We start from the raw sequence: 13,073 nt of genomic DNA on the forward strand, positions 1-13,073 counted from the left end.
TAAAAAGCCCGTAAAGGTCCGATTGGTTCGACTAACATTCAAGTAGGAGGAGGCAGGGAACCCCCTACTTGAATGAAGTTTTACTTTATCCAACTCGTCTAAGTTTTCGTTCGAATACATTTCCGATACTTTGAATTAATTGAACGATTGCCACTAAAATTATTACAGTTACTAGAATTGTGACATTATCAAACCGCTGATATCCATAAGTTATTGCCACATCTCCTAGTCCACCGCCCCCTACTGCACCGGCCATAGCGGTAGCTCCAATCAAACCTATCGTTGCTGTTGTAACACTAAGTATAAGAGAGGGAAATGCCTCTGGAAGTAAAAACTTCCGTATAATTTGAAATGGAGTGGCACCCATTGCTTTCGCCGCTTCAATAATCCCTTCATCTACTTCCAGTAATGAGTTTTCGATTAATCGCGAAATATAAGGTCCAACATGTAATACAAGTGGTACAATTGCTGCGCTTGTTCCTATGGATGTTCCGACGATCAATCGAGTAAATGGAATAATGGCTACAAGTAAAATAATAAATGGAATAGAGCGGAAAATATTCACTATTGGATTTACAATGGAAAATATAAATTTATTTTCTAAAATATGTCCCTTCCTTGTAATAACTAATGTAACACCTAATATAAATCCTAATATTGCTCCAAAAAATAGTGAAATACTAACCATGTACAACGTTTCCCAAATCGCTTCGATCAAAATTTGTCTGTTTACTTCCATGTCCTTTAACCTCCTTTACATTTACTGTGTCACTTTGAATAAAGTTAATTGTTTTTTGTACTTCTTTCGAATCACCGATTACTTCAACAATCAAATTTCCAAATGGGATACTTTGCAGTTCTGTAATACTGCCAAAAAGAATATTCACATCTACATTGAATTTTTTAGCAACCTGAGAAATAATTGGTTGACCAGAGCTCACACCTACAAAATCGACTTTTAATATATGACTCCTTCCATTATGAACTTCCATTAACCGATAAACGGATTGTGGTATTTCATCATGTACAACAGAACTCACAAAATTGCGCGCGGTTTCTGTTTGTGGGTTTGAAAAGACATCCAGTATATTACCCGATTCAATTACTCGGCCGTTTTCCATCACCGCAATTCGATTACATATTTCTTTTATCACTTCCATTTCATGCGTAATGATGAGTATCGTAATTTTATATTCTTCATTCACTCGTCTTAAAAGCTGTAAAATAGATTTTGTTGTTTGCGGATCCAAGGCGGATGTCGCTTCATCGCAAAGTAATATGGAGGGGTTAGTTACGAGTGCTCGAGCTATCCCAACCCTTTGCTTTTGTCCTCCTGAAAGCTGATCTGGATAACTTTTTATCTTATCCTCTAAGCCAACAAATTGGAGTACTTCCAATACTCTTTGCTCTACTTCTTTTTTCGTATGTTTACTTAATAGAAGAGGCATTGCCACATTCTCATATACTGTTTTCGAGTTTAATAAATTAAAATGCTGAAAAATCATTCCTATATTTTTCTTTTCTTCTCTTAGTTCTTTTTTAGAAACTTTTTGTAAGTTCTTCCCTTCAATCAAAACTTCTCCTGACGTCGGTGTTTCTAATAGATTTACCGTTCGAATTAATGTGCTCTTACCAGCTCCACTAAACCCAATTACTCCAAATATATCGCCTTTATGAACAGTTAAATCTACATTTTCAAGTGCAGTAATCGTTCGTTTTCCTGAGACGAATGTTTTAGATACTTTGCGAAATTCAATCATTCAGTTTCCTCCTTACATTGAAATGCTATAGTTTGCAATATTACTCTTACGTCTCGACTAGTTTCCTTTCTCTTCTCTTCGTTCAGATCAGAAGATAATAGTGTGGAAAAGCTTAACCGAATTATCCGCAAATTCAGAAGACGTTGTTTCTGAATGATGTTTAAAATGCTGGTACAACAGCCCCTTCATATTTCTCTAAAATGAATTCTCTTACTTTTTCCGTTGTTAACGCTGCAGCAATTTTTTGTATAGCTTCGTCATTCTGATTGTCCTTTCTAGAAACTAAAATATTCACATATGGAGATTCATTTCCTTCGATGATTAGTGCATCTTCTAATGGTTTGAACCCTCCCTCTAATGCATAGTTTGTATTAATAGCTGCAACATCAACGTCATCCAACGCTCTTACCAGTAATGGTCCATCAATATCAACAAACTTTAATTTCTTTTCATTTTTTGTAATATCTTGAACTGTGTACGAACCTTCCACATTCGTAGCAAGCTCAATTATTCCATTATCCGCAAATAAGAGTAATGCTCTGGAAAAGTTAACCGGGTCGTTTGGTACAGCGACTTTTGCCCCCTCATCTAATTGAGTGATATCATCAATTTTCTTGGAATAAACACCGAAAGGTTCTATATGAACTCCTTGTACTTTTACAAGATCAATACCACTATCCTTATTGACTTGCTCTAAAAATGGTGTGTGTTGAAAGAAGTTTGCATCTAAGTCACCATCAGCGGTTGATTGGTTCGTTTGTATACCATCTTGTGTGATAATAATATCTAACTCAATTCCCTCTGCTTTTAAATCATCTGAAATATGTTGCAAAATCTCTGCATGAGGTGTTGTTGAAGCACTGATTTTAACCTTTGTTAGTTCTTCATTACTTTTCGTATCACCTTTTACACTAGAAGTAACTTCCTTACTAGAACCACAAGCCGCTAAAAGCAAGACAAACAAAGATAAAATTGACCAAGCCATCCATTTTTTCATCCAAACTCTCTCCTTTTCTTTATCTTATTAATTTGATTAAACTTATTAATATACTTGGTATTAAGTCATTAAAAAAACCCCTTTCAGATTATGAGAACTGAAGAGGTACATTAGAAAATCTAACCTCTTCTCATCTTTCGAATTTAATCGGTGGATTTAGCACAGTTTTGCAGTTGCAATCTGTTGCTGAAGCTTCGTAGGGCCATTCCCTCAGCTTCTCTTGATAAGAAGAATTTCATATGAAATTTTATTTAACTATACATAACACAATATTATAAGTCAATACTTTTTATTCAAAAAATAAAATATTAGGAATATTTAATGTTTGTGGAGTGGAATCATAAATATATAGAGACACAGAACAAAAACACTAAAGCACCTATCTTTGGCTTGCTTTATCAAATGTGAACAATGATTGGAATGACACACATAATAGAGATAATGCGTCTTAAGGAGATACAGAAATAGCAATTGATTTCTGCTCCAGGCGGATGCGTAGTGGCGGTGAAAGCTCATCGCTAACCCTGGGGAAGCTTCCGCCCTGAAGCGAAAAACCTATTGGAGACTTAACAGCACATTCTTATGTCGCATTATCCCTATATAACATACAAGATGAAAATTTCCATATCTGATGTTACTTAAAAAATGTTACCCTGTTTCCTAAGCAGTAAAAAATGCAGATACTCACATTATGAGTATCTGCACTATTCACATTTTATGAATTTAACATTAAATCTTCTGGGTTTTCAAGAAGCTCTTTTACCATTTTTAAGAATCCAACTGAGTCTTTTCCATCGATTACACGGTGATCATAAGATAATGCAACATACATCATCGGACGAATTTGCACTTCATCACCAACAGCGATTGGACGCTTTTGAATTGTGTGCATTCCTAGGATACCAACCTGTGTTCCGTTTAGAATCGGTGTAGAAAGTAGTGATCCGAATACACCACCGTTTGTAATTGTAAATGATCCGCCTGCCATATCAGAAAGCGCTAATTTATTATCACGAGCCTTTTTAGCAAGTTCTCCAATATTTCCTTCGATTTCAGCAAAGTTTTTACGATCAGCATCACGAACGATCGGCACTACTAAACCGCCTTCTGTTGATACAGCGATCCCGATATCGTAGAAGTTGTTTTTCACAATATCTGTTCCATCAATTTGTGAATTTACATAAGGATATTTCTTAAGAGCAGCAACTACAGCTTTTGTAAAGAATGACATAAATCCAAGGCGCACATCGTTTTGCTCAAAGAATTGGTCTTTCTTGCGTGAACGTAAAGCCATTACATTAGTCATATCGATTTCATTGAAAGTTGTAAGCATTGCCGTGTTTTGTTTTACTTCTAGTAAACGAGAAGCAATTGTTTGACGACGACGAGACATTTTCTCGCGAGTAGTACGGCCATCGTCTTCTTTTGGTGCAGTAGCTGCAGGCGCCGGTGCTGCTTTTGGTGCTGGTGCAGAACCATGTGCTGCAACGTCTTGTACACGAACACGTCCCATTGGATCAACTGGTGAAATTTCACTTAAGTTAATACCTTTCTCACGAGCTAGTTTACGAGCTGCTGGGCTTGCAATTGTGCGATCCTGCTCAGATGAAGTTTCTTCTACTACAGGAGCTGCTGCCGCTTGAGGTGCCGCCGGTGTAGCTTCTGCCTCTGGTGCTTTTGGTGCAGCTGCTGCTCCTGAACCTGCTCCAACTACAGCAATTACTTGACCTACTTGAACTGTATCACCTTCAGCAGCAAGTAATTCACTAACAACTCCAGCTTCCTCTGAAATTACTTCGACATTAACTTTATCTGTTTCAAGCTCAACGATGAACTCACCTTTTTCTACTGTATCACCCGGTTGTTTTAACCATTGCGCAATAGTACCTTCTGTAATCGATTCTGCTAATTCTGGAACAATAATTTCTGCCACTTGAATTTCCTCCTCTGACTATCCTAGCTTCTCTTATAAACTTTTTAATGCTTCATCAATGATTCGTGCTTGTTCTACCTTGTAAGTATCTCCATCGCCTTCAGCAGGACTGGAACGATGTACACGACCTACATATGTGATCTCTTTGCCATCCGCAATTTCCAGTAAATATGGAAGTGCGAAATTCCATGAACCCATGTTTTCAGGCTCTTCTTGTGCCCAAGCAAGCTGTTTCACATTCGGATAACGTTCGACAATTGCTTGAATCTTTTCTTTAGGGAATGGGTAAAGCTGTTCTACACGTACAATGTGTAAGTGATCGTAACCTTCTCCATCTTTTACTTTGTCTGCTAAATCGATTGCCAATTTACCACTTGCAAAGATGATTTTCTCTACTGTTTTAGCGTCTTTACCAAGACCTGGTTGTTCCATTACTGTTTCAAATTGACCAGCAGTTAGTTCGGCAACATCTGCCCCAACTAGTGGATGACGTAACAGCGATTTTGGAGACACAATGATTAAAGGACGAATTGCATCCTCTTTTAACATTTTAGCTTGTCTGCGTAAAATATGGAAATAGTTTGCCGCACTTGAAAGATTAGCTACCGTCCAGTTATTTTCAGCAGCTAACTGTAAATAACGTTCTAGACGTGCGCTTGAATGCTCTGCCCCTTGGCCCTCAGCAGCATGAGGTAATAACATAACAAGACCTGATTTTAATCCCCATTTGGATCTTGCAGCACTTATAAAGTTATCGAACATAACTTGCGCCATATTCGCAAAATCTCCATATTGAGCTTCCCAAATAGATAAGGAGTTTGGATCCTCTAAATTGTATCCGAATTCATAACCTAGAATAGCAGCTTCTGTTAATGGACTGTTATGAACAACAAAAGAAGCTTTTGCATCACTAATGGCATGAATTGGCGTTAATTCTGCACCTGTTTTTTCATCGTGTAGCACTAAGTGTCTATGTGAGAAAGTACCACGCTGAGCATCTTGGCCAGTTAAACGAATGGAGTTTCCATCTTGCAAAATCGTAGCAAAGGCAAGTGTTTCTGCATGACCCCAGTCAATCTTCCCTTTACCTTTAAATGGCTCTTCACGACGTTTTAAAATTTTTGCTAATTTTTTAAATGCTGTAAACTCAGCAGGCCAAGTAAGAAGCTCTTCATTTATTTTTGCAAGCTTGCTTTCTTCTACCCCTGTTTGCAGTTCCGGCATTCCATTTAAAACAACTTCTGGGATAACGATATCATGAGCAGTAGTTGGAGGAAGCTCTTTTACACGGTCATAAGCCGCTTGCATTCCACTGAAAATCGATTCATCTAAGGTTTTCACATCAGCTGTTTCGATTAACTTTTCCTCTACTAGTTGTTGTCCATAAAGCTCTCTAACTGTTGGATGCTTATGAACTTTATGGTACATAGTTGGGTTCGTTACTAGTGGTTCATCCATTTCGTTATGTCCATAACGACGGTAACCTAATAGATCAATCACAATGTCTTTTTCAAATTTTTGGCGATACTCATGCGCAATTTCTGCCACAGCAAGAACTGCCTCTGGATCATCTGCATTTACGTGTATAATAGGTACTTCATATCCTTTAGCTGGATCCGAAGAATAATGTGTTGAACGTGAATCATAATGTTCCGTCGTAAATCCAATCATATTATTTGCAATAATATGGATAGATCCTCCTGTTTGGAAACCACGTATACGGCTATAGTTCAATACTTCTGTTACAACACCTTGACCTGGAAAAGCTGCATCCCCGTGTACTAATATAGCGAATGCTGCGTTTTTATCTTGTACAGGATACCCTGCTTCATCTGTTTTTTCTTGTGCTGCACGCGTTTGGCCCGTAACAACCGGACTAACAACCTCTAAGTGAGATGGATTATATGCTAATTTTAATGTTAAACCAGATGGTGAACGGTATGCAGCACCCTTGTGGTACTTTACATCCCCATACCAACCTTCAGACATTTCTAGTGATCCATCTTTCGGTAAAAATGATTCGCTTGGAACATGCGCAAATTCCGCAAACATCATCTCATATGGTTTTTGTAATACATGTGTTAATACATTTAATCTACCTCGGTGCGCCATACCGATATTTACTTGTTTTGTATTAGTTTTGTTTGATTGGCGTACTAATTCATCCATTAATACAACTAATGTATCTAATCCTTCAATTGAAAAACGTTTCGCACCGACAAATGTGCGGTGGATAAATTTTTCAAAACCTTCTATTTGCGTCAAACGTTTTAGTAATGCTTTTTTGTCATCTGCTGAAAGTTTTTCTAGCACAGCACCTTTTTCAATCTTTTCTTGCAACCATATTTTTTCTTCTCTGTTTACAATATGTGCAATTTCAAAAGCAATTTTATTTGTATAGGCTGCTCTTAAATGTTCAATTGCTTGTAAACCATTTGTAATACTATTTGGAGCATTCGTTATTAAAAATGAAACTGGAACTTCACGTAAATCTTGATCCGTTAAACCATATGTTTTCGGATCGATTTTAGAATCTTCTTTTGGACCATCATTTAATGGATAAATATCCGCTGTTAAATGTCCATTTGCCCTAATAGCATCCGCAAGTTCTATAGCGCGAATAATTTTTTCGAAATTATTTGGCTCTACAGCAGATGTATCCACATTAGTAATGGAAGTTGGTGCGATTTTAGGTGCACCATACTGTTGAAATAAGCTAACGAGTTCGCTATCCACTTCGTCTGGAGACTGTAAAAACAAATCATACTGCTCCATCACATAACCAAGGTTAGGACCAGAAAAAGCTGACCAAGGTGTTTGATTGTTCGACATTTAGAAAAACCTCCAACATTTTGTGCCTTTAGGCATTGATGAAAAAAACACATAAATTAATTAAGTAGAATAAATTGGAATGTAAAGATTTTGTGAACAACACAAAATGTACACATTTATAGTTTACCACTCTTTCAAAAGGACTGAAAGTATAGATTGAAAGAACAATTTTTCCATATCCATCTTACTACTCTAGAAAAAAAATACAATGCTTTTTTTCAAATTATATAAGAATTTAAATAATATTTGAATTAGAGATATTTGGATTATTCCTCTTTTGTCATTTTAGAGAAAATAATGTTAAATTTTGTACCTTCATTTTCTATACTCTCCACATAAATATTCCCGTTATATTCCGTTACTAATCGTTTTACGATACTTAGCCCTAAACCAGAACCACCTTTTGTTTTTGTTCTAGCTTCATCGACAACAAAAAAACGATCAAATATTTTAGGAAGTATTTCATTCGGAATACCTATCCCATTATCTATAATAGAAAGCAACGTTTGCTTGTAGTCCGTTGCCACTTTTACAATAATTTCTGGCTGATTTATATTGTATTTAATGGCATTGTCGATTAGGTTGCCTATTATCTGTTCTAAAACAGTAGCAGGTATGGTAAGTGCTTCCGTTTTATCTCCTACAAACTTTATCGTTACAGCTGGTGCTAAAATTCGATATTTTTGCTCCAAATCGTATACGATTGTAGAAATAATTGTTTTTGCTCGATCATTGGATTGCTCCCTTTTCGCAAGCTTAAGCATTTCTTCAATTAGTAATTTCATCTTTTGCACTTCTGTTAAGGAGATTTGCAACGAATCATCTAACACTTCTCTGTCTTCTTTCCCCCAACGATTTAATAAAGACAAGTGCCCCTCTACAACTTGGATAGGCGTACGAAGCTCATGTGAGACGTTATGAATAAACTCATCTTGCCTCGTGATCGTCTCTGAAACTTCATTCATCAGTTGCTGATAAATCGTTAATAGCTCTCCAATCTCATCATTGGTTGCGTATTGAAAATGAACTTCTTTTGAAAATTTCAATCGTTTAGCTTCTTGCATCTCATCGCGAAGCTCTTTTAAAGGTCTTAATAAAATCGAAGATAAGGAATAACCGATTAAGGCGGAAAGCACAAGGGCAATGATCGTGAAAATAACCATTGCTATCAGTATATAGCGCATTAATTGTGAAAAACTTTCTAGACTATGAGAAATTTCTACATAGCCTTTAAACAAGCCAAAATCAATTTCCGCTCCCTTATAAAGCAACAGTTGGCCATCTAACTTATCTTCTTGAAAGTCAGCAGTTATAGTCTGTGAAAAGCTTGGAAATGGACTTGCATCATTTATACGCAACACTTCTATTCCATCTGCGTTTAATATACGAACGGACTGCTTTTGGTTTACCAGTTGATTAAGCAGTGTTTTATTGCGCTGGATGTCTTGAATCGAAATAATGGGTCCTTTAGACTCAAAAAAGTGTACTACTTCTTGCAGTGTGTTTTGTGCAAGCTTCTCTTCTGAAAGGAGCAACCAATTATACAGGGAGAAAAATAGAATGACGCACATCATGAAGAAACTTATAAAAATCGAAAGACCAGAAGCATATGTCCATTTTTTTTGTAACGTCCATTGCTTCATGTGCGCATCACATATCCAACCCCTCGAACTGTTTCAATAAGAGAAGCGATTTCTTCAGGCAATTTTCTTCTCAAATGTCGTATATACACATCAACGACATTCGTTTCAACTTCTGTTTCATAACCCCAAACTTTTTCTAATATAATATCTCGAGTTAATACGATATTATTATTTTCCATGAAATAGACAAGCAAATCATACTCCGTCTTCGTTAGCAAGATTTCTTTATCTAGATAGAACACTTGATGTGCTTTTTGATCAATTGTTAAATGATTAATCTTCAAGTCAACGATTGCCGTTTGCGGACGTTCTACTCTTCTTAAAATGGCGCGTATCCGAGCTAGTAATTCTTCGATCGCAAAGGGCTTCACAACATAATCATCAGCCCCAGCCTCTAATCCCGATACCCGGTCTATTATGGCATCTCTTGCCGTTATTAAAATTATAGGCGTTTCTTTTTTCTTACGAATCCTACGACAAATTTCTAAGCCATTTAAATTAGGTAGCATAACGTCTATTAGCATCAAATCATAATCATTAGCTAATGCTAACTCTGCTCCTTCTCTACCGTCATGAGAAACCGTCACAAGAAAATTTTCATGTTTTAGTTCTAGTTCTACAAATTTAGCGATATTTATCTCGTCTTCTATAAGTAAAATATGCCGCTGCAATATAGACAAATCCTTTCAAAAATGCCGTTCATGTTATGGATGAACGGCACTAGAATATACAAAATTATTTTTACCAAGTTTTTTTGCCTCATACAATGCCACGTCTGCATTTATTAATAGCTCATTTACAGTATGCCCATCATGCGGAAAAATGGAAACCCCAATCGAGATAGTCGGTGAAAAATGAATGGTGTCGATCATCCAACCTTTTTTAAATGTATACTGGATGGATTGAATGATTGTTTCAAGCATAACACTTTTCTCATCCATATAATCATTGATTTGATCAATTACAATGACAAATTCATCCCCACCAAAACGGTATATTTTATACTGTTGTAGAACACTTTGCTCTAAATTTTCCGCAAAATGTTTTAAAAAATGATCTCCCATATCATGCCCAAACTGATCGTTAACCTCTTTAAAATTATCACCGTCTATATATAGTAATGCTATATTTGTATTAGTTTTAGATGCTAATTGAATAGCTTCTGGCATTTTTCATAGAACATACGTCTATTTGGTAAACCTGTCAAACTATCATGGAATGCCAAAAATTTCAGCTGTTCCTCTAATGCCCGTTTTTCCGTAATCTCTCTAGATACAAAAACATACCACTTTTGTTCTTCATCATAAACTGTGCTTTGTACTGTCGTAATGGTTGTATCTGTCCATATAGTGGACTCATCTTTTGTTTTTATCAGAAGCTCCGTGCGGATTTTGTTATTATTATTTTGCATCAGAGTCGTTTTCAAATTTTCTATTAGATAAGAAGATTCCTTAGCGATTATATTCAAATAATACGTTCCAAGTAATTCTTCTTTTTCATAATTTAAAATAGTTTCATGACTTGGAGAGGAATACAATAAATAGCCATCTTCATCTGTAATAGCGATTAGATCATTGGAATGTTCTGTTATCAATTTAAAAGAACGTTCAATATTACGTAGTTCCGTCATCATTTGTTTCTTTTCTGTGTTGTCAAATTGAATCGTCAAATATTTCTCAATAATTCCATTTTCATTGGTGATTGGTATAATCGTTGCATCTACCCAGTAGAAGGAACCATATTTTGTTCGATTACGGATTTGACCCCTCCAAATCTCTCCTTTTTGGATGGATACCCACATCTGCTTAAAATAACTATCTTCATGATAGTTTGAATTAATCATCCAAAATGATTTTCCAATTAGCTCTTCTTTTTGGAACTTGCTAGTTGACTCAAATAATTCATTTACCATTTCAATGATCCCTTTTTCATTCGTCATTGCGACAAGGGCTGCATCATTTACTCCTTTACGATAACTCTCTAATATATAAGTAGACTCTTGTAATTCTTTTGTTTTAATCACTTCTCTTGTTGTTGCTAGAATATACACATTATCTCCATCAAAAACGGGAATCGCCAACGTTTCGTTTACAAATGTTGCCCCTTTTATACAGTGATGATCTTGATAAGAAATAGATTGTTTAAGCGTACACGCTCGATTGTAATGATAGATAATCGTTTTACAATGAAAATCATCGAAGCATTGCTCTAATTGTCTGCCCTGTGGATTTTCGTTAAAGATTTCCTCTGCTTTTTTATTGATATATTCATAGATAAAAGTATTTCCTTCTTTACGCATGAAAAACACATATTCGTCTACTAAATCATATAATAAATGGAATTGTTTTTGCGTAATAATTGGGTAAGACATTTTCTTAAACAAACTCCTATCACTTTCTGTCCTTATATCCTATAATCATATGTATTTAGTGTTCAACATACAAGTATTTTAGTTTATATTCTTTACGAACATTTAATAAAATTGACACGATTTAACACTATGCAAAATCGCAAAAACAAAGTATATTATTAATGCAAATAATTTTATAAGGCAAAGTTCGCTTTGCCGAGGGAAGGCAAATGGTGCGCCACCAGTTTTGAGCTGGTCCTAGTAGGTTCGATTCCTACCCCGAAATTTTTTATGCAATTCGAAATGAAAAATTTCTGGGACCTAGGATGACTATGCTCATTTATTGGTTTCTTTAGGGGGCGCTTTTTTTGATAAAAAAACGAGATTTGCATGAATGTACTTCTCTATATGAACTTATGTCTGATCCAACTGTACTGCCTTATGTACGCCATAAAGCATACTCAGCAGATGAATATTGGTTTTCAACGAAACAATTGATGGAAGAAGAGGAATCTGGAACGGTAATCACCCGTACGATTGTAAGTGATTACGGTCAACCAATTGGTACGATCAATTTGTTCGATATTGAAGATGGAGCTGGATTTTTGGGTACATGGATTGGTACTCAATTTCAAGGGCTTGGCTACAATAAGAAAGCAAAAGAACAATTTTTAGAGGAATTATTTTTTGAGCTAGATATTCATACAGTATTTTTACGTATTCGTAAAACAAATCCAAAGAGCATTCGTGCTGCGGAAAAACTGCCATATACGATTAAAGCAAACGAATCACATCCTTCTATTTATGCAGAGATTAACAAAAAACAAGAAGTTTATGACTTGTACTATATTCCAAAAGACTTGTTCCACTTAGTGATGATGCAACAAAATAACGAAGAAGAACAAGCGATGTAATGTAAAGCTTTTGCCAAATAGTTTATGATTTAAGATAAATAAATATGTAAGCAGCATCTCTATTTTGGAGATGCTGCTTTTGTGTGAGTTTCTTACTTAAGTACTGATGAATATCCGAACATTTTTTCTATAGCAAACGTTAGTATAGATCTTATAATAAATAAATGAACTCCGATTAGGTTACCCTATATCGGAGCTCATTAAGATGTTTACTTTTTATTATGGCTTTGATTTTTCTTTGTTGTCGCTTTATCCGCACGATTGAATTCCTTTTGATAGATAACTTCTTGCATAGAGCTCAACCCATTATTTTTCATGGTGAACTGCTCATGTGGTTCTTTACGACTCTTCATTCGGAACACTCCTTTCGTTTTAGTCCTTATCAGTTTTTCCTTTGTTCTCATTGATATTCGATATAAAAAATTAATAAAAATGATTTCATGTATTTTTGGGGTATGCCGCACATAATAGGGAAACTGCGCGGTAATGAGTTGAATGAAGTATCTGCTAGGATTTCCGCTGCAGGGCGGACGCTTTCCGCGGGGTGAGCGATAAGCCATCACCGACGCTACGCTTACGATGTGATGGCTTATCTGTCTCACTCATCCCGCTGGAGTCGCCGCCCTTCCGCTTCAATCCAATAA

General features: G+C 36.0%; 11 protein-coding genes and 1 riboswitch. Of the genes, 1 reads left to right on the plus strand and 10 read right to left on the minus strand.

The window, feature by feature from the left end:
* Positions 1-85: 85 nt before the first annotated feature.
* The 9 genes from OR571_RS18270 to OR571_RS18310 form a co-directional block, all read right to left on the minus strand.
* Positions 86-739: a methionine ABC transporter permease gene (locus OR571_RS18270; protein WP_282244880.1), complete on the minus strand. Its 654-nt coding sequence runs from the start codon at positions 737-739 to the stop codon at positions 86-88.
* Positions 681-1,760 carry a methionine ABC transporter ATP-binding protein gene (locus OR571_RS18275; protein ID WP_282244882.1) on the minus strand — a complete coding sequence of 360 codons (1,080 nt, stop codon included), beginning with the start codon at positions 1,758-1,760 and terminating at the stop codon, positions 681-683. Before OR571_RS18275 ends, OR571_RS18270 begins: the two co-directional genes overlap by 59 nt.
* A gap of 160 nt (positions 1,761-1,920) precedes the next feature.
* Complete coding sequence (locus OR571_RS18280; protein ID WP_282244884.1) at positions 1,921-2,757, minus strand: MetQ/NlpA family ABC transporter substrate-binding protein; 837 nt, start codon at positions 2,755-2,757, stop codon at positions 1,921-1,923.
* Positions 2,758-2,884: 127 nt separating this feature from the next.
* Positions 2,885-2,987: riboswitch (SAM riboswitch) on the minus strand.
* Positions 2,988-3,472: 485 nt separating this feature from the next.
* Complete coding sequence (gene odhB, locus OR571_RS18285) at positions 3,473-4,690, minus strand: 2-oxoglutarate dehydrogenase complex dihydrolipoyllysine-residue succinyltransferase (RefSeq protein ID WP_282244885.1); 1,218 nt, start codon at positions 4,688-4,690, stop codon at positions 3,473-3,475.
* 33 nt (positions 4,691-4,723) lie between these two features.
* Positions 4,724-7,522: a 2-oxoglutarate dehydrogenase E1 component gene (locus tag OR571_RS18290; RefSeq protein ID WP_282244886.1), complete on the minus strand. Its 2,799-nt coding sequence runs from the start codon at positions 7,520-7,522 to the stop codon at positions 4,724-4,726.
* A 266-nt stretch (positions 7,523-7,788) separates the two neighbouring features.
* A complete protein-coding gene (locus tag OR571_RS18295) occupies positions 7,789-9,165 on the minus strand; it encodes a sensor histidine kinase (RefSeq protein ID WP_282244887.1) in 1,377 nt (458 codons plus the stop codon).
* Entirely contained in the window at positions 9,162-9,836 is a 675-nt protein-coding gene (locus OR571_RS18300) for a response regulator transcription factor (RefSeq protein ID WP_282244888.1), read from the minus strand. The genes OR571_RS18295 and OR571_RS18300 overlap by 4 nt, the downstream gene beginning before the upstream one ends.
* A 33-nt stretch (positions 9,837-9,869) precedes the next feature.
* On the minus strand, positions 9,870-10,334 hold the full coding sequence (locus tag OR571_RS18305) for a GGDEF domain-containing protein (RefSeq protein ID WP_282244890.1): 465 nt from the start codon (positions 10,332-10,334) through the stop codon (positions 9,870-9,872).
* Positions 10,313-11,536 carry a PAS domain-containing protein gene (locus OR571_RS18310; protein WP_282244892.1) on the minus strand — a complete coding sequence of 408 codons (1,224 nt, stop codon included), beginning with the start codon at positions 11,534-11,536 and terminating at the stop codon, positions 10,313-10,315. Before OR571_RS18310 ends, OR571_RS18305 begins: the two co-directional genes overlap by 22 nt.
* A 347-nt stretch (positions 11,537-11,883) precedes the next feature.
* Here OR571_RS18310 and OR571_RS18315 point away from each other — a divergent pair, with 347 nt between their 5' ends.
* Entirely contained in the window at positions 11,884-12,429 is a 546-nt protein-coding gene (locus tag OR571_RS18315; RefSeq protein WP_282244894.1) for a GNAT family N-acetyltransferase, read from the plus strand.
* A 209-nt stretch (positions 12,430-12,638) separates the two neighbouring features.
* Here OR571_RS18315 and OR571_RS18320 read toward each other — a convergent pair whose 3' ends face one another.
* Positions 12,639-12,782, minus strand: coding sequence for a YfhE family protein (locus OR571_RS18320; protein WP_282244896.1), 144 nt, complete (start codon positions 12,780-12,782; stop codon positions 12,639-12,641).
* Positions 12,783-13,073: the final 291 nt, after the last annotated feature.

This window comes from Psychrobacillus sp. NEAU-3TGS (genome assembly GCF_029955155.1).
Classification (GTDB): Bacteria; Bacillota; Bacilli; order Bacillales_A; family Planococcaceae; genus Psychrobacillus.